At 73.2% G+C, this 17,507-nt stretch carries 16 protein-coding genes; 9 read left to right on the top strand and 7 right to left on the bottom strand.

Going from position 1 to position 17,507, the window contains the following annotated elements; all coding sequences use genetic code 11:
• The 3 genes from dnaG to V7793_RS18645 form a co-directional block, all read right to left on the bottom strand.
• A partial coding sequence (gene dnaG, locus V7793_RS18635; protein ID WP_336007932.1) for a DNA primase occupies positions 1-1,319 on the bottom strand: 1,319 nt, incomplete at its 3' end.
• 39 nt (positions 1,320-1,358) lie between these two features.
• Entirely contained in the window at positions 1,359-2,636 is a 1,278-nt protein-coding gene (locus V7793_RS18640) for an NAD(P)/FAD-dependent oxidoreductase (protein WP_336007933.1), read from the bottom strand.
• Between the two features lie 167 nt (positions 2,637-2,803).
• Positions 2,804-4,129, bottom strand: a complete 1,326-nt coding sequence (locus V7793_RS18645; protein ID WP_336007934.1) for a deoxyguanosinetriphosphate triphosphohydrolase — start codon at positions 4,127-4,129, stop codon at positions 2,804-2,806.
• Between the two features lie 103 nt (positions 4,130-4,232).
• Between V7793_RS18645 and V7793_RS18650 the strand changes: the two genes are divergently transcribed.
• The 3 genes from V7793_RS18650 (at position 4,233) to V7793_RS18660 (ending at position 6,510) form a co-directional block, all read left to right on the top strand.
• Complete coding sequence (locus tag V7793_RS18650; protein ID WP_336007936.1) at positions 4,233-4,940, top strand: SanA/YdcF family protein; 708 nt, start codon at positions 4,233-4,235, stop codon at positions 4,938-4,940.
• Positions 4,941-5,284: 344 nt separating this feature from the next.
• Entirely contained in the window at positions 5,285-6,148 is an 864-nt protein-coding gene (locus V7793_RS18655; RefSeq protein WP_336007938.1) for an isocitrate lyase/PEP mutase family protein, read from the top strand.
• Positions 6,145-6,510 carry a hypothetical protein gene (locus V7793_RS18660; protein ID WP_336007940.1) on the top strand — a complete coding sequence of 122 codons (366 nt, stop codon included), beginning with the start codon at positions 6,145-6,147 and terminating at the stop codon, positions 6,508-6,510. Before V7793_RS18655 ends, V7793_RS18660 begins: the two co-directional genes overlap by 4 nt.
• Positions 6,511-6,567: 57 nt before the next feature.
• Here the strand turns inward: V7793_RS18660 and V7793_RS18665 are convergent, their stop codons facing one another.
• Both V7793_RS18665 and V7793_RS18670 read right to left on the bottom strand, forming a co-directional pair.
• Positions 6,568-7,530 (bottom strand): trypsin-like serine peptidase, encoded by a 963-nt coding sequence (locus V7793_RS18665; protein WP_336007942.1) that lies wholly within the window; start codon positions 7,528-7,530, stop codon positions 6,568-6,570.
• A gap of 198 nt (positions 7,531-7,728) precedes the next feature.
• Positions 7,729-8,514 (bottom strand): sulfite exporter TauE/SafE family protein, encoded by a 786-nt coding sequence (locus V7793_RS18670; RefSeq protein ID WP_336007943.1) that lies wholly within the window; start codon positions 8,512-8,514, stop codon positions 7,729-7,731.
• 203 nt (positions 8,515-8,717) lie between these two features.
• Here V7793_RS18670 and V7793_RS18675 point away from each other — a divergent pair, with 203 nt between their 5' ends.
• Together V7793_RS18675 and V7793_RS18680 are read left to right on the top strand one after the other, a co-directional pair.
• A complete protein-coding gene (locus V7793_RS18675) occupies positions 8,718-9,089 on the top strand; it encodes a nitrite reductase (NAD(P)H) small subunit (RefSeq protein ID WP_336007944.1) in 372 nt (123 codons plus the stop codon).
• A 137-nt stretch (positions 9,090-9,226) separates the two neighbouring features.
• On the top strand, positions 9,227-10,156 hold the full coding sequence (locus V7793_RS18680; protein ID WP_336007945.1) for an oxidoreductase: 930 nt from the start codon (positions 9,227-9,229) through the stop codon (positions 10,154-10,156).
• A gap of 40 nt (positions 10,157-10,196) precedes the next feature.
• On the opposite strand, the gene V7793_RS18685 is transcribed toward V7793_RS18680, so the two are convergent.
• The gene (locus V7793_RS18685) at positions 10,197-10,820 is read right to left on the bottom strand and encodes a hypothetical protein (RefSeq protein ID WP_336007947.1); all 624 of its coding nucleotides are present in this window, start codon (positions 10,818-10,820) and stop codon (positions 10,197-10,199) included.
• 220 nt (positions 10,821-11,040) lie between these two features.
• On the opposite strand from V7793_RS18685, the gene V7793_RS18690 reads away from it, so the two are divergent.
• The 4 genes from V7793_RS18690 to V7793_RS18705 all read left to right on the top strand — a co-directional run bounded on the left by V7793_RS18690 (position 11,041) and on the right by V7793_RS18705 (position 16,037).
• Positions 11,041-12,930, top strand: coding sequence for an APC family permease (locus tag V7793_RS18690; protein WP_336007948.1), 1,890 nt, complete (start codon positions 11,041-11,043; stop codon positions 12,928-12,930).
• Positions 12,931-13,025: 95 nt separating this feature from the next.
• Positions 13,026-14,273 (top strand): ABC transporter substrate-binding protein, encoded by a 1,248-nt coding sequence (locus V7793_RS18695; protein ID WP_336007949.1) that lies wholly within the window; start codon positions 13,026-13,028, stop codon positions 14,271-14,273.
• A 1-nt stretch (position 14,274) separates the two neighbouring features.
• Entirely contained in the window at positions 14,275-15,192 is a 918-nt protein-coding gene (locus tag V7793_RS18700; RefSeq protein WP_336007951.1) for a carbohydrate ABC transporter permease, read from the top strand.
• Positions 15,192-16,037 carry a carbohydrate ABC transporter permease gene (locus tag V7793_RS18705; RefSeq protein WP_336007953.1) on the top strand — a complete coding sequence of 282 codons (846 nt, stop codon included), beginning with the start codon at positions 15,192-15,194 and terminating at the stop codon, positions 16,035-16,037. The genes V7793_RS18700 and V7793_RS18705 overlap by 1 nt, the downstream gene beginning before the upstream one ends.
• Here the strand turns inward: V7793_RS18705 and V7793_RS18710 are convergent.
• Positions 15,995-17,029, bottom strand: coding sequence for an ArsR/SmtB family transcription factor (locus V7793_RS18710; RefSeq protein WP_336007956.1), 1,035 nt, complete (start codon positions 17,027-17,029; stop codon positions 15,995-15,997). The two genes, V7793_RS18705 and V7793_RS18710, sit on opposite strands and share 43 nt — an antisense overlap.
• Positions 17,030-17,507: the final 478 nt, after the last annotated feature.

A 17,507-nucleotide genomic window follows, 5' to 3' on the forward strand; every position in this document is an offset into this window, starting at 1 on the left:
GCCAGCTGTCCCACGCGCATGACGACGAACTGGGTGTCGAGGATGCCCAGCAGGCCGGCGAGCCGGACGGCGTACTGGTGCCGGATGGAGCCGTCCTTGATGTTCGCCACGATGGGCGCGGCCTCCTCCAGGGCGGCGGCCTGGCCCTCGGGCTCCTCGACGGCGTGCCGGGCGACCACGGAACGGATCGCGAACTCGAAGAGGGGGGTGCTCTCCTCGACCAGTCGCCGTACGGCGTCGTCGCCGTCGGCGAGGCGGAGCTCGCACGGGTCCATCCCGCCGGGACTGACAGCGATCTTGGTGCTCGCGGCGAACTTCTGGTCGTCCTCGAAGGCGCGCAGGGCCGCGCGCTGCCCGGCGGCGTCACCGTCGAAGGTGAAGATCACCTTCGCGCCGGAGTTGTCCATCAGCAGCCGGCGCAGGATCTTGATGTGGTCGCCGGCGAAGGCGGTGCCGCAGGTGGCGATGGCGGTGGTGACACCGGCCAGGTGGCAGGCCATGACGTCGGTGTAGCCCTCGACGACGACGGCACGGCTGGTCTTGGCGATGTCCTTCTTGGCGAGGTCGATGCCGTAGAGGACGTGCGACTTGCGGTAGAGCGGCGTCTCTGGGGTGTTGAGGTACTTGGGGCCGTTGTCGTCGTCGCGGAGCTTGCGCGCGCCGAAGCCGACGACCTCGCCGGTGATGTCGCGGATGGGCCACATCAGGCGGCCGCGGAAGCGGTCGATGGGCCGGCCGCCGCGGCTCTCCTGGGCGAGGCCGGAGAGGATCAGTTCCTTGTCGCTGAAGCCCTTGCCGCGCAGGAAGCGGGTGAGGTGGTCCCAGCCGGCGGGGCTGTAGCCGACGCCGAAGTGCTCGGCGGCCTCCTGGCCGAAGCCGCGGCTCGCGAGGAACTGCCGGCCGATCTCGGCCTCGGCGCTGCCGAGCTGCTCGGCGTAGAACTTGGCGGCGTGCTTGTGGGCCTCGACGAGGCGGATGCGCTCGCCCTGCTGGCGGCCCGGGGTGTAGCCGCCCTCCTCGTAGCGCAGGGTGATGCCGGCCTGGGCGGCCAGCCGCTCGATCGTCTCGGCGAAGGAGAGGTGGTCGATCTTCATGACGAAGTCGACCGTGTCCCCGCCCTCCTGGCAGCCGAAGCAGTAGAAGAGGCCCTTGGCCGGGCTGACCTGGAAGGACGGGGACTTCTCGTCGTGGAAGGGGCAGAGGCCCTTGAGGTTGCCGCCGCCCGCGTTGCGCAGCTGGAGGTACTCGGACACGACGGCGTCGATCGGGACCGCGTCCCGTACCGCCTTCACGTCGTCGTCGTTGATCCGTCCTGCCACGCGTGAATTCTACGGGCGGGGGCCGCCGGCCCGGGACCGTCAGGACTGCGCGGGGCTGGGCAGCAGGGCGTCGAGGGGCACGGCGGGGTCGGCGAGGGCCTCGGGGTCCAGCGGGGCACCGGAGCGGATGAGCTTCTGGAGGGTCTCCGTGACATCCCACACATTGACGTTCATCGCGGCGAGGAGGCGCCCCTCGGCGAGCCAGAAGGCGATGAACTCGCGCTTGCCGACGTCGCCGCGGCAGACGACCTGGTCGTAGGAGCCGGGCGGGGCGTAGCCGGAGTACTCGAGGCCGACGTCGTACTGGTCGGAGAAGAAGTAGGGCACCCGGTCGTAGGCGATCTCCCGGCCGAGCATGGCGCGGGCGGCGGCAGGGCCGGTGTGCAGGGCGTTGGCCCAGTGCTCGACGCGGAGCCTCGTGCCCACCCAGGGGTGCTCGGCCGCGGCGACGTCGCCGGCGGCGAAGATCTCGGGGTCGGAGGTGCGCAGGGAGGCGTCGACGGCGATGCCGCCGCCGTCGGCCCGGTCGACGAGGGCGAGCCCGGCGGCCTCGGCGAGGGCGGTGCGGGGGGCGGCGCCGATGGCGGCGAGGACGGCGTGGGCGGGGTGCTCTTCGCCGTCGTCGGTGCGGGCGGCGAGGACCATGCCGTCCTGGCCGGTGATCTCGGTGAGTCGGGCGCCGAAGTGGAAGCGGACGCCGTGCTCGCTGTGCAGGTCGGTGAAGAGCTGGCCGAGCTCGGGGCCGAGGACGGGGTGCAGCGGCGTGGGCTCGGATTCGACGACGGTCACCTCGGCACCGTAGGAGCGGGCGGCGGCGGCGACTTCGAGGCCGATCCAGCCCGCGCCGGCGATGACGAGGTGGCCGTTGTCGCGGCCGAGGGAGGCGAGGACGCCGCGCAGCCGCTCGGCGTGGGCGAGTCGGCGCAGGTGGTGGACGCCGGCGAGGCCGGTGCCGGGGATGTCGAGGCGGCGGGGCTCGGCACCGGTGGCCAGCAGCAGCTTGTCGTAGTGGACGCAGGTGCCGTCGCCGAGGCGGACGGAGCGGGCCGCGCGGTCGAGGTGGACGGCGGGCTGGCCGAGGTGCAGCTCGATGTCGGCCTGGGCGTACCAGCCGGGCTCGTGGACGAAGACGCTGTCGCGGTCCTCCTTGCCGGTGAGGTAGCCCTTGGAGAGCGGCGGGCGCTCGTAGGGGTGCTCGCGTTCGTCGCAGATGAGGATCACCCGGCCGGTGAATCCCTCCGCGCGCAGGGTCTCCGCGGCCTTCGCCCCGGCCAGGCCCCCTCCGACGATGACGAACGTCTGGTTCGCGTCGACCACTTGCTGCCTCCTCGCTGCCACGCAGTGCGTCTGCGTTGAACCGCCCCCGGCCGGAATCGCCCGTGCAGAGGTTGCCGCACGGGGCCCGCCGCCGGAAGAGGGACTACCCCGGACGGGTCAGTACCCGCATGGTGTGGGGGAAGTCCTCGGATTCTGTGGACATTCGGTCACCCTTCTGACACAGCGCGTCCGTCGGTGAGGCGGGTGAGCAGGGAGCGCGCGGAGACGTCGGTCAGGGCGGCGATCTGGTCGACGACGGCGCGCTGGCGGCCCGCGTCGTCGGCGGCGGCCGCGTACAGGGAGCGGAACTGCGGGTCGAGGCCGTCGGGGGCGCGGGCGGTGAGGGCCTCGGCGAGCTCGGCGATGACGACGCGCTGGTCGGCGCGGAGCTTCTCCTGGGCCGGGCGCTGCATCACATAGCGGTCGGCCACGGCCTTCAAGACGGCGCATTCGAGGCGGGTTTCGCGGGGGACGACGAGCTCGGCCCCGTAACGGGTGAGCCGGCCGGGGCCGTAGGCGGCGCGGGTGGCGCTCTCGGCGGCCAGGCAGAAGCGGCCGATGAGCTGGCTGGTGGCGTCCTTCAGGCGGGCCTGGGCGACGGCGGATCCGTCGTAGCCGTGCGGCCACCACTCCTGCTCCAGGAGGCGGTCGAGGGCCTCGGCGAGCTCTTCGGGCCCGGCGCCGGGGGCGTAGCGTCCGGCGGCGACGGCGAAGACGTCCTGCCGCTCGGGCTCGGCGAGCAGCGCGTTGGGGTCGAGGTGGCCGGCGTGCAGGCCGTCCTCGACGTCGTGCACGGAGTAGGCGACGTCGTCGGCCCAGTCCATGACCTGGGCCTCGAAGCTCTGCCGCCCCTCGGGTGCGCCCTGCCGGAGCCAGGTGAAGACGGGCAGGTCGTCCTCGTAGACGCCGAACTTGCGGGAGGACGGGTCGGTGGGGTGGCCGCCGCGCGGCCAGGGGTACTTGGTGGCGGCGTCGAGGGCGGCCCGGGTGAGGTTGAGGCCGACGCTGACGAGCTCGCCGGTGCTGTCGCTGGGGACGAACCGCTTGGGCTCCAGGCGGGTGAGCAGGCGCAGCGACTGGGCGTTGCCCTCGAAGCCGCCGCACGGGCCGGCCACTTCGTCGAGCGCCTGCTCGCCGTTGTGGCCGAACGGGGGGTGGCCCATGTCGTGCGCGAGGCAGGCGGCCTCCACCAGGTCGGGGTCGCAGCCGAGCGCCGCGCCGAGCTCGCGGCCCACCTGGGCGCACTCCAGGGAGTGCGTGAGGCGGGTGCGGGGGCTGGCGTCCCAGGCCTGGGCGCTGACGCCGGGCGTGACGACCTGGGTCTTGCCGGCCAGCCGGCGCAGGGCCGCCGAGTGCAGCACGCGGGCCCGGTCGCGCTGGAAGGCGGTGCGTCCGGGGCGCTTGTCCGGCTCGGGCGCCCAGCGCTCCAGGTCCTGCTCGTCGTATCCGGCGATGACGGGCTTCTCACCGGGGGTGCGTGCCGCTGCGTTCATACCCCGACGGTAACCGCCGGGTGTGACAGCAGCGACGGCGTGAGCTGGAGCGGAGCGGGAACCGGCGGTCCGTCCGGGGCGTTCTACCGGGCGACGGGGAGGAATGATCGACATGGTGCGGGGCCGCGTGCTGCGGATGCGGGTGCGGATGCCGCGGACGCGGCGGGAGAGACGGCGGCTGCTGTGGGCGGCCGTGGCCGGCTGCGTGCTCGCGCTGCTGCCGGTGACGTGGGTGTACGCGGCGGCGGAGCCGCGCGTGCGCACCGTGGCGGACGTGCCGTCCGCGCCGGTGGCGGTGGTCTTCGGCGCGGGTCTGTGGGAGGGCGAGCCGTCCCCCTATCTGGCGCACCGCCTGGACGCGGCCGTCGAGCTGTACCGGGCGGGCAAGGTCCGCGTCGTGCTGGTCACCGGCGACAACAGCCGCGTGGAGTACGACGAGCCGGACGCGATGCGCAAGTACCTGACGGACCGCGGGATCCCCGCCCAGCGGGTCGTCAGCGACTTCGCGGGCTTCGACACCTGGGACTCGTGCACGCGCGCCGCCCGCATCTTCGGGGTGAAGAAGGCGGTGCTGATCACCCAGGGCTTCCACGTCCGGCGGGCGCTGGCGCTGTGCGGGGCCGCGGGCATCGACGCGTACGGGGTCGCCGTGGCCGCCAAGCACGACGTCACCTGGTACGCGGGCGGCGCGCGCGAGGTGTTCGCCTCGGGGAAGGCGGCGCTGGACGCCCTCGTCCGGCCGGGGCCGCGGTTCCTGGGGCCGCACGAGCCGGGCGTGCAGCAGGCGCTGGCGGAGGCCGACAGGCGGTGAACCCGGGCGGAGCCGGGGGCGGAGACCGGGGCGACGGCCCGTACGGCTTCCGGGCCAGCGCGGCTACGTCTTCCTCGTGCGGGCGCCGCGCGCAGTGAGTATGCCGGGGTCAGGACCGGGCCGTCGCGCGCGGCCCACGATGCGCGTCGCATTTCCCTACGCCGTTCCGTCGGCGGGCCTCTGACCTGCCTGCAGAAATCCACTGCCGACCATATAAAGGGACTGTCGCACCAGTCCCTTCCTTGGTGATTCGTTGAAGCGCCGTTTACACCCCACGGAATCTTCTGACAGCGTATGGCCGCCACGCCGGTGAATTAGCCGGAAACCGGACGTCAGGAGGACAGATGCGCCACGGCACCGCCCTGCGGGAGGACATCGCAGCGCCCGGTACCACCCCCCTCATCGGTATCTACGACATGTACTCGGCATCCATCGCCGCGCAGCACTACGACGGATTCTTCGTATCCGGGTTCGGATTCGCCGCGTCCCACTACGGCCTCCCCGATATCGGCTTCATCGCCTGGCCCGACATGCTCGGCTTCGTGGAACGCCTGCGCCCGGCCTTCCCCCGCCACCACCTCCTGGTGGACATCGACGACGGCTACGTCGACCCCGAGGTCGCGTGCCATGTGGTGCGGCGGCTGGAGCGGGCCGGCGCCTCCGGGGTGATCCTGGAGGACCAGAAGCGGCCGCGCCGGTGCGGGCACGCGGACGGAAAGATCATCCTGCCGCTGGACGAATACCTGAACAAACTCGAACTAGTGCTGGCGGCCCGGAATGACCTGCTCGTCGTGGCGCGCACCGACGCCACCGAGGAGAACGAGATCCTGCGCCGCGCGGCGGCCCTGGCGGAAACGGGGGCGGATGTCGTCCTGGTCGACGGGGTGCGCAGCGTGGAGTGGATTCGCAAGGTCCGTTCCGTCATCGGTGACAAACCGCTGCTGTTCAACCAGATCGCGGGCGGGAAATCCCCCCGCCTTTCCCTGACCGAGCTCGCCGGGCTCGGCGTCGATCTCGCCATTTACAGCACCCCGTGCCTTTTCGCCGCGCACCGTGCCATCGACGGGGCGCTGACCGCCCTGCGGGAGGACGACGGGCGGCTGCCGGACACCGCGGCGGGCGGCGAGGTCGGCGTGGCGAGCTCCACCCGCCTGCTGGAACGGAACATCGGCGGGCAGCGCCCGGCCCGGCAGGCGGTCCCGGCGTGAAAGGTGGCACCGTTCTCCTCGCCGCGGGCGTCGCCGGCGCCGTGATCGCGGGCACGCTCCTGGGCGGCGAGGCCGCCGCCGGGGTCCGCGTGCGGGTCGAGCCGCCGGAGCCCTGCCCCAAGGGCATCGGCCCCTCCAACGTCGGCGTCCTCGTGGTCGACAACTCACGGGCCGACTCCTGGCTGGAGGTCGACCGCACGGCCAACACGCTCATCGGCAGCAAGGGCACGGCCGGCAGCGACCACGACGGCGGCGGTGGCGCCATCGACGTGCGCAACCGGGACGTGGGCGGCTCCGCCCAGTCGCAGCCGGAAGGCGGCTGGATCGGCCATACGCCCGGCAGCCAGGACGAGGAGGACTGAGGAAAGGCGGCGAGGAGGACCGCAGGACCGGCAAGGGGGCGGGGAGCCGCGGGGGCGTCAGGCCCGCTGCGGCTCCCGTCCGTTTATCGCGTCCAGGTACAGCTTGAAGATCTCGTCGTCGTTGACCGGGCTGTACGAGATCTGCGCGCTCTCGTCCCCGTCCGGCCCGCCCCCGTTGAGGCCGCCGAGGACCCCGACGAGGTCGCCCGTCTTCGTGCGCTCGTCGAAGTGGGTCAGCCAGGGGCTGCCGGAGGTGCCCGAGACGTAGCCGTCGCAGCGCATCCGCAGCTGGCGGCGGTCGTCGAGGCGGGTCGTCATGGCCGTGCAGCGGATCGCCCGGTCGGCGGGGTCGTCGTCGGCGTCGGGGTAGCCGATGACCGTGACCCGGTTGACGTAGCCGGGGGTGCGGACCAGCCGGTTGGCGCCGGTGACGCGCTCGACCTGGCGGCCGCGGCCGTCGGGTCTGAGGGTGGCGAAGGCGAAGTCCAGGTCGGAGCCGGGGCCGGTGTCGGAGCGGCGGGGGTCGACGAAGGCGCGGTCCACGGCCCACACGCCGTACGGCTGCCGGTCGGCGCCGGCCCGGTAGTCCGGGACGAAGGCGGCGTCGGAGCCGACGGAGCAGTGCCCGGCCGTGACGATCAGGTTGCCCTTGGGGCTGTGCACCACGCTGGCCGTGCAATGGTGGTCGCGCATGTCCTCGCCGACGGAGAAGAGCACGCCCACGGACGGCACGCCGTCGAAGTGGCGGGCGCTGCCGGTGATGCCCTGCGCGGGGGGCGCGGCGCCGCCGCCCGCGCCGTCGTCGCTTCCGCCGCTGCCGCTGCCGTCCACGGACTGCTCCATCCGTGTGGGGCCCCAGAACCGCCGGGCCTCCTCACTGGACCAGCTGCCCTCCCGGCCATGGCCTCCGGCCCCCCGGGGCACGGCCGCCGCGAGGGTGACGACATAGAGCCCCGCGAGCACGGCCCGGACCCATCGGACCCGGCCCCACCGGGAGAAACGCACGAGAACCCCCACCACGTCAGGAAGGTAGTCGACAGGCTAACCGCATCTGCTGTGTACGGGATCGCGCCGGGCCGATTTACCTATCGCTTTACCTCCTGCTTTACCTTTCGTCGTGCTCCGGCCGGCCGTAACCGGGCAGGCGGGCAGCCGAACAGACGGACAGACAGGCGGGCGGGCAGGCAGGCAGCGCGACGTACGGCGCCTCCGGTCCGGTCAGCCGCCCCACTGGTCGTAGCCCAGCTTGCACACCAGCGACACGACCACCACGAGGAGCACCGCCCGCACGAAGCCGCTCCCCCGCTTGAGCGCCATCCGGGCCCCCACCGCGCCGCCGGTGAGGTTGAACACCGCCATGGGAGCGGCGACCTGCCAGATCACGGAGTCGTGCAGGGAGAAGGTGACGAGGGCGCCCACGTTGGTGCACACGTTGATGATCTTGGCGGTGCCGGAGGCCGTCACCAGGTCCATGTGGAGGATCGCGGCGAGGATGAGCACGAGGAAGGTGCCGGTGCCCGGGCCTATGAGGCCGTCGTAGAAGCCGATGCCGAGGCCCGCGACGAGGATCGCGGCGAGGGTGCGGCGCCGGGAGACCGGCTCGGCGGGGGGCACGGCCGTGCCGAAGGTGGGGCGCAGCAGCACGAAGGCGAGCACGGCCAGCAGGATGGCCATGATCAGGGGCCGCAGGACGGCGTTGCTGATGCCGGTGGCGAAGACCGCCCCGGCCAGCGAGCCGCCGAGCGCGGCCAGGCCGATGCGCAGGGCGGTGCGCGGATTGCCCGGCGCGCGCCGGGCGTAGGCGACGGCCGCCGCGGCGGTGCCGCAGATGGCCACGGCCTTGTTGGTGCCGAGGACGTGCGCGGGCGGCACGTGCGGCAGGCCCACCATGAGCGCCGGGAGCTGCAGGAGGCCTCCGCCGCCCACCACCGCGTCGATCCACCCCGCCGCGGCCGCAGCGAGGCAGAGCACGAGCAGGGTCGACAGCGATATGTCGGTGGTCACCCCGGCGATCGTACGGGCTCCTCCCAACTCGCCCGCGGAACAGGGCCGGAGTCCCGGCGGGACTCGGACACGCGGACGTCACGTCACCGGTGAAAACTTGTGCCACGGTGACGACAGACGGCGGCGCCTGTGCCACAGTTCGGGGCACTCCGCAGCCCGCTCCCCCACCGTCCCTGTCCGCTCTCCCGAAGGGACCTCCCGCGATGACCGTCGCACCCGAGCAGCTGCCGCACGCACCCGCGCCGGTGTCCGTCCGCGTCGAGGCGCTCCTGGGGCGCCGGTGGCACGCGCTGTGCGAGCTGGGCGATCTGCGGCCGGGGCGTGGCGTGGCGGTCCTGCTGCCGGACGGCCGGCAGGCCGCCGTCTTCCTCGACCGGGCCGGGCGGGCGTACGCGATAGGCAACCGGGACCCGTTCAGCGGCGCGTACGTCCTCGCGCGCGGGCCGCTGGGCTCGGCCGGCGGGCGGGCGTACGTCACCTCGCCGCCGACCGGACGCCGGTTCGACCTGACGGACGGCAGATGCCTGAACGACGCGGGGGTGTCGGTCCCCGCGTATACGGTCCGGCTGCGCTGAACGGGGGCGCCCCGCGCGCGGGCCACCGTAACGGGCGAATGCCCGTCCTGCGCTGCCGCGCCCTCGCCTACGCTGGTTCCCACGAGGGCTACTGACGCGTATGGGCCGGGTGCGGACCGCAGAGGAGCGCAGCAGACGTGACGGGATGGAACGCGGGCGAGATCGCCGACCAGAGCGGCCGCACGGCGGTGGTCACCGGCGCCAACAGCGGCATCGGCTTCGTCACGGCCCGCGAGCTGGCGCGCCGCGGCGCGGCGGTGGTCCTGGCCTGCCGGGACGCCACGCGCGGCAAGGCGGCCGAGGAGCGGGTGCGGGCGGCGGCGCCCGGCGCCGACGTGCGGTTCGCCCCGCTGGACCTCGCGGACCTCTCCTCCGTCCGGGCCTTCGCGGAGGACCTCCCCGGCGACCGGCTGGACCTGCTGATCAACAACGCCGGGGTGATGGCGCTGCCGCAGCGCCGCACGGTCGACGGCTTCGAGATGCAGTTCGGCACGAACCATCTCGGCCATTTCGCTCTGACCGGGCTGCTGTTGCCGAGGCTGCGAGAGGCGGGGCACGGCGCGCGGGTCGTCACCGTCGCCAGCGCGCTGCACGTCCTGGGCACGGTCGACCCGCGCGACCTCAACATGGAGCACCGCTACCGCCGCTGGATCGCCTACGGCCGCTCCAAGAGCGCGAACCTGCTCTTCACACACGAGCTCGCGCGGCGCCTGGTGGCGGAGGGCTCGCGGGTCGTCGCGGCAGCCGCGCACCCGGGGTACGCGGCGACCAATCTGCAGACGGCCGGGGTGCGGATGGAGGGGCGGGAGGTCGCCGAGCACGTCGTGCAGCTCGGCACCCGGCTCTTCGCGCAGAGCCCGGAGAGCGGCGCCCTGCCCACGCTGTACGCGGCCACGGCGGCGGACGTCCGGCAGGACGACTACTTCGGCCCCCGCCTGGAGTTCCGCAGGGGCGGAGCGCCCACGCGGCGGGCGGTCCGGGCGCCCTGGACGCGGAACGACCGGGCGGGCGCGGGGCTTTGGGCGGCGTCGGAGCGGCTGACGGGCGTGACGTACACCTGGCTGTGACCGGGGCCCCGCCCCGGCCGCGCCCTTGATCGCCGTCCCCTCAGTCACCGGGTGTGCCGGAGAGCCTGCAGCTGTCCAGCAGCCGTCGCGCGCCCTCGCCGTCGATCCGTTCCGCGAGCTCCGCCAGCGGTGCGGCGCCCTCCCGCAGCAGGCCGCTCTCGCGTGAGCGCCGGGCGCCCGCGTCCAGCCGGTGCCACAGCATCGGGTTGGCGACGAGCACCTGCGGGTCGAGTTCCACGCGGCCGCCCCCGGCGTCCCGCAGCACGAGGCGCGGCGTCATGCCGTCCGCGCGGCGTACCCGCGTCAGCAGGTCGGTGCGCACGCGCTTCTCGCCCAGCAGCCCGCGCACGGCGAGCCAGCCGTCGCCGGCGGTGACCCGGGGCGGCAGCAGCACGGCCACGAGGAGGGCTCCGAGGCCGGCCCAGCAGGCGCCGCGCGGCCCGTTGAGGCCGCCGCGGCCGAGGTCGGCGAGGACGAGGACGCCCGCGAGGGCCGTTCCGCAGTACCAGGCGGCTCGCGCCTCGCGCCGCCAGTTGCGGTCGTGGGCGAGGGCACGGCCGCCCGGCGGGTGGGTCCGCGTCCGTCTCGCGTGCGCTTCGTGCCCGTGTCCGTGCCGGTGTCCGTGCCCGCCTGCCCGCACCCTTGAGGGCTGTCGCCGTCCCATGCTCGTGACGCTAGGCCCGGGCCGGGGGCGCACCGTGCGCCGTTGACGCAGCGCTGACGCCGCTCGGGCCAACCCTTACGCCCCGCTGACGTACCCCCGCCCGGGCCGTCAAGAACCCGTGAAGATCCCCCCGGAACGCGCCAAGAGGCCGCCAAGACCGTGCGCGGGCGCGCGGGACCGGCTGCACGCTGGGCGTCCCACTCACGGAGGTACGAACAGAATGTCCCTGCTTGCCCACGGGAACCGGCGGTCCGGTGCGGCCGACGAGGAGCCGCCCGATACCGGCGCCGCGCGGCCTTCCGCCGAGGACCGGCACCGGCTGACCGCCACTCAGGGACTCGCGGCCCTGTCCCTGGACGCGATGGCGTCGGTGGCCTACGGCCCCGAGTCGATCGTCCTGGTGCTGGCCGCGGCGGGCGCGTACGGGCTGGGGTTCACGCTCCCGGTCACGCTCGCGATCGCCGCCCTGCTGGCGGTGCTCGTCGCCTCCTACCGGCAGGTCATCGCGGCGTTCCCGGACGGCGGCGGCTCGTACGCGGTCGCCAAGCGGCACCTGGGCCGGCGCACGGGCCTGGTGACCGCGGCCTCCCTGGTGCTGGACTACGTGCTGAACGTGGCGGTGTCGGTCACCGCCGGCGTCGCCGCCCTGACCTCCGCCTTCCCCTCCCTCTACGGCGACCGGCTGTGGATCTGCCTGGCCGTGCTGGCCCTGGTGACCGGGGTGAACCTGCGCGGCATCGTGGAATCCGCGAAGTGGTTCATGGTGCCGACGGCCGTCTTCGTCGGCTCGGTCCTGACGATGATCGTGGCCGGGCTGCTGCGGGACGCGCCCGCGAGCACCGAGGCCGCCGCCGGGCACGCCTCCGTCCTCACCGGCAACGCCACGACCGTCGGCGCGCTGCTGCTCCTGAAGGCCTTCGCCGCGGGCTGTTCCGCCCTGACCGGCGTGGAGGCCGTGGCCAATGCCGTGCCGTCCTTCCGCGCGCCGGCGCAGCGGCGGGCCCAGCGCACGGAGGTCGCGCTCGGCGCCCTGCTGGGCGTCATGCTGATCGGCCTGTCGGTGCTGATCGGCCGCTTCCACCTGCAGCCGGCCGAGGGCGTCACCGTCCTCGCCCAGCTCGCCGACGCCTCGCTCGGCCACAACTGGGCCTTCTACGTCGTGCAGTTCGCCACCGTCGTCCTGCTGGCGCTGGCCGCGAACACCTCCTTCGGCGGGCTGCCAGTCCTGATGGCGCTGCTGGCCCGGGACAACTACCTGCCGCACGTCTTCGGCCTCAAGGCCGACCGCCAGGTGCACCGGCACGGGGTGCTGGCCCTGGCCGCGGTCTCCGCGCTGCTGCTGGTCTTCTCCGGCGGCGACGTCAACACCCTCGTGCCGCTGTTCGCGATCGGGGTGTTCGTGGGCTTCACCATCTGCCAGGTGGGCATGGTGCGGCACTGGCGGCAGGAGCGCTCGGGCGGCTGGCGGGGCAAGGCCTTCCTCAACGGCTTCGGCGCGCTGCTGACGGGCGTGTCGGCGGTCGTGGTCACGGCCACGAAGTTCGAGGAGGGCGCCTGGCTGATCGTCCTGGCGCTGCCGCTGATCGTGCTGGTCTTCGAGACCGTCCACCGCGCGTACGGGCGGATCGGCGAGCGGCTGGGGCTGGGCCGGGTGCCCGAGGCGCCGCGGCGCTGCCACAGCGTGGTCGTCGTGCCCGTCTCCTCCCTCTCCCGGCTGACCAGCAAGGCCCTGACGGCCGCCGTGTCGCTGGGCGACGAGGTGGTCGCGGTGACCGCCGTCCAGCCCGATGCGGAGGGGGCGCGGGCCGCCGAGTCCCTGCGGCGCGACTGGGAGCTGTGGAACCCCGGCGTCGACCTGGTCGAACTGCCCGCACCCACGCGCGCCCTGGGCCGCCCGATCGTGGACTACGTCCACGAACTCACCGCCCGTCACCCCGACAACCGCGTCACCGTCCTCATCCCCGAGGTCGAGCCCGCGCACGTGTGGCAGCGGCTCCTGCAGAACCAGCGCGGCGCCGTCGTCGCCCACGCGGTCCGCCGCGACACGGACGCGGTCATCTGCCGCCTCCGCTTCCGCACCGGCGCGGAACCGGCCCCGCGCAAGGCCTGAAAGGCCGCCACGCGGCGGTAATTCGCCCTGTCGTAATCCTCCCCCATCGTTGATCGTTGGTCCGTACGGTCCCGACCGCGAGGGGGAGAACCGACATGCCGATCAGCCGCAGACTGCTCTTGACCGGGGGTGCCGCGCTCGCACTGACCGGGTGCGGATCCGACACCGGGCGGGGCGACGAGGGTTCGGGCAGACCCCGGCTCTCCCACTGGTACCACCAGTACGGCGAGGCCGGAACCCGGCAGGCCGTGGGGCGGTACGCCGCCGCGTACGGCAAGGCGGACGTGCGGATCGAGTGGCGGCCCGGCAACTACGACCAGCAGACCGCCGCCGCCCTGCTGACGGACTCCGGGCCGGACGTCTTCGAGGTCGACGGGCCGACGCTGGACCAGATCCGCGGCGGGCAGGTCACCGACCTCACCGCCCTGCTGGACGGCGTGAAGGACGACTTCCACCCGGCGGTGCTCGCCCCCAAGACCTGGGACGGACGGCTGTGGGGCGTACCGCAGGCGATCGACACCCAGCTGCTCTACTACCGCCGGAGCCTGCTGGAGAAGGCCGGGGTGCGCCCGCCGCGGACCCTGGACGAGCTCGTCGACGCCGCCGGGAGACTCACCTCCGGCCCGGTCAAGGGCCTCTTCCTGGGCAACGACGGCGGCGCGGGCGTCCTCGGCGGCACGCCCCTGTACGCGGCGGGCCTCTCGCTCGTCACCGCCGACGGCAGGCCCGGCTTCGACGACCCGGCCGCCGCCCGCACCCTCGGCAAGCTGCACCGGCTGTACGCCGCCGAGTCGCTGTTGCTGGGCGCACCCGCCGACTGGTCCGACCCGGCGGCGCTCGTCCAGGGCCTCGCCGCGATGCAGTGGTCCGGGCTGTGGGCGCTGCCGCAGGTGAAGAAGGCGCTCGGCGACGACTTCGGGGTGCTGCCCTTCCCCGCCGACGGGCCCGCGGGCAAGCCGGCCGTGCCCGTCGGCGCGTACGCCGCGGCGGTCAGCGCCCGCAGCGCGCGGCGGAAGGAGGCCGAGGCGTACGTGAAGTGGCTGTGGGTCGACCGCACCGACCACCAGGAGGACTTCGCGCTCTCCTACGGCTTCCACATCCCCGCCCGCAGATCGCTGGCCGCGAAGGCGGCGAAGCTCAAGGAGGGCGCGGCAGCGGAGGTCGTAGGGTTCACCAACGATCACGGTTACGCCCAGCCGCTGCTGTGGACGGTCGCCGCGCGGACCGCCTACCAGGACGCGCTCAGCCGGATCATCAAGGAAGGGGCCGATCCGGAGCGCGAGCTGAAGGCGGTCGTGCGACGCACGGCGGACGAGCTGCGGCGCGCCGGGAAGAAGCCCTGACGTGGCGGCCCGCGGTGCGCGGCGCAGGCGGCGGCAGGCCCTGTGGTTCTGGGCGTTCACCGGCCCCTTCGTCCTGGGCCTGGCCCTCTTCACCTACGTGCCCCTGGCCTGGAGCGTCTGGCTCAGCTTCTTCGACGCGCACAACACCGTCTCCCCCACCGACTTCGCGGGCCTGGACAACTACCGCGAGGTGCTCGGCGACCCGGCCTTCCGCTCCGCGCTCGGCACCTTCGTGCTGTTCACGGCGTTCATCGTGCCGGCCACGTACCTGCTGTCGCTGGGGCTCGCGCTGGCGGTGGGCCGGCTGCGCGCCGCGCAGGCCTTCTTCCGGTCGGTGTTCTTCCTGCCGACGGCCTGCAGCTACGTGGTGGCGGCCCTGGTGTGGAAGATGTCGATCTTCAACGGGGTGCGGTTCGGGCTGGCCAACACCGTCCTCGGCTGGTTCGGCGCCGAGCAGGTCGCCTGGCTGTCGACCACCGACCCGCCCTGGTACTGGCTGGTCCTGGTCACCGTCCGGCTGTGGCTGCAGGCCGGCTTCTACATGGTGCTCTTCCTCGCCGGGCTGCAGCGCATCCCGGCGCAGCTGTACGAGGCCGCGGCCGTCGACGGGGCGCGGCCGGGGTGGCAGACCTTCCGGCACATCACCTTCCCGGCGCTGCGGGCCACCTCGGTCGCGGTGGTGCTGCTCCTGGTCATCAACGCCTTCCAGGCGTTCGACGAGTTCTACAACCTGTTGTCGGACGCGCGCGGCTACCCGCCCTACGCCCGGCCGCCGCTGGTCTACCTCTATTACACGGCGCTCGGGCAGGGGCAGAACCTGGGGCTGGGCAGCGCGGGCGCCGTCGTCCTGGCGCTGGTGATCGCGGTGGTGTCGGTGGTGCAGGTGCGCTGGTTCGGCCTGGGCAGGCGGGAGGCGTGATGAGGCGGTCGGACGACGCCCTCGTACGGGCCGGGCGGGCGCTGCGGCTGGTGCTGCTGACCGTGCTGGCCGTGCTGTTCCTCCTCCCCTTCTACCTGCTGGTGCGCAACGGGCTGGCCGCCGAGGAGGACATCACCTCGCCCAAGTGGACGTTCTTCCCCTCCGAGGTGCACTGGTCGAACGTGCGGGAGCTGTTCGCCGACCCGGACGTGCCGATGGCGCACGCGCTGCTGAACTCCTCGCTGATCGCCGTGGCCACCACGCTCGGCACGCTGCTCCTCGCCTCCCTCGCCGGCTACGGCCTGGCCCGCATCCCCTACCGGCACGCCGACGCCGTCCTCTACGCGGTCCTGGGCACGCTGCTGGTGCCGGCGGCGGTCACGTTCGTGCCGTCGTTCGTACTGGTGTCGTCGCTGGGCTGGGTCTCCAGCCTGCGCGGCCTGATCGTGCCGACGCTCTTCAGCGCCTTCGCCTGCTTCGTCTTCCGCCAGTACTTCCTGGGCTTCCCGCGGGAGCTGGAGGACGCGGCCCAGGTGGACGGCCTGGGCCCCTGGCGCACGTACTGGCTCGTCGTCGTGCCCAACTCCCGCCCGGTGTTCGCCGCGGTCGGCACGATCGTCTTCATCGGGGCGTGGAACGCGTTCCTGTGGCCGCTGGTCATCGGCCAGGACCGCGACGCGTGGACGGTCCAGGTGGCCCTGTCGACGTTCACCACGGCCCAAGCCGTCAACCTGCACGAACTGTTCGTGGCAGCCGCCGTGTCGGTACTCCCGCTCTTGGCCGTCTTCCTGGTGCTGCAGCGCTACATCGTGGCGGGGGTGGAGCGCTCGGGGATCGACGACTGAGACGGCCTGGGCGCGAGCTGCGTGGTCCTGTGGCCGCCGCGCAGGAGGGCCGCGCCCAGGGGCGTGAGGGTGTGCATCACGGCGCTGCCGTTGCGCAGGGTCAGGACGAGACCCGCCTCGCGGAGTACGCCCGCGTGCTGGCTGGCCGAGGCCGCGGACACCCCGACGCGGCGGGCGAGTTCGCTCGTGGTGCAGCCGCCGCCGATGGAGCCGAGCACCGCCGAGCGGGTGTGCCCGACGAGCTTGCCGAGGGAGCGCGGCGCGGTCTGCACGGCGGGCGCGGACTCCGACATGTGCCGGGCGGGGTAGACGAGGACCGGGGTGAGGTCGGGGTCCTGGTAGGTGACGGGCGTGCGCCGGCAGAAGAAGGAGGGAACGAGCAGCAGGCCCCGGCCGTTGAGGTGGACGTCGCGGTCGACGGGGTAGTCGGCCTCCAGGACGGGTGCGCGCCAGCGCATCATGGGCGGCAGCGAGGAGAGCAGGGCGTCGGCGCCGCCGTCCAGCAGGGCCCGCCCCCGCACGGCGCGGTCGGCCTCGATCTGGGCCTGGATGTGCTGCCAGTAGGGCGCTATCGCGGCCTCGTGGTACGCCTGGAGCGCCCCGGTGAGCTTGGCGAAGGCGCGATCGTCGCCCTCGGCCATGGATCGTATCCAAGCAGGGAGCGTACGGGCCGTGGAGAGCCGGCCGAGCTCGCGGTGCACCCGCTCCCCCGGCGTCTCGCGCAGGGCCTGCATGCCGGAGTCGAGTCCGAGTACCCCTTCGGGGGGTGTGAGGAAGTCCGGAAAATACCCGCGGGAAGGCACCAGCGGGGCGAGAAGCCGAGTTTCACCATTCAACCGGGTCCGGGTTTCCGAGCGCCAATCCCCGAAGATCGACTCGCCTTGTTTGTCCCGGAGCCGGTGGAGGCTCAATACGGTTTCCCAGAGTGCGTCCGGGTCTCCGGCCAGGCGCAACCGGGCCAGATCGAGTCCAGTGAAATGGACGCGCAGCACCAAACCCCCACATGAGACATCCGCAACCACCCCCCGCTCACTGAGTATGCACACCGATACGAGCTGTTACCACGCCCTTTTGGCCACAGTTGAAAGGACTCGCGGCGAACGTGGGGGAAGCGAAATGCTATTCACGCACTCGGGGCCGCCCCCGCTCGTTCCCGTGGGGGGTGGCGAGCGAAAAAGCGGCCGCTGAGTATGCGAGTTGCCGCCCGAGCCGATGCGGGCGGCAACAACTCCCGGTGGGGGAGTAAAGAGGGGCGGCGCTCCCGCACGGGCGCCGCCCCTTCGCCCTGTCCGGCTCCGGCATGACCACAGGTCAGCCACAGGTCGGGCACATCTCGGGCGCATGACCACCACAGGATGATCACCCGCCGGTAACCCCTGCGTCATGTGCCGGAGACACTGCCGCCGCGCCGCGCGCCCCACGATCCCCGGGCGAGGGGCGGTTTTCCGCCACCGTCCTGCCGGCCGAGGG

This window comes from Streptomyces sp. KLMMK (genome assembly GCF_036961605.1).
Lineage (GTDB): Bacteria > Actinomycetota > Actinomycetes > Streptomycetales > Streptomycetaceae > Streptomyces > Streptomyces telluris.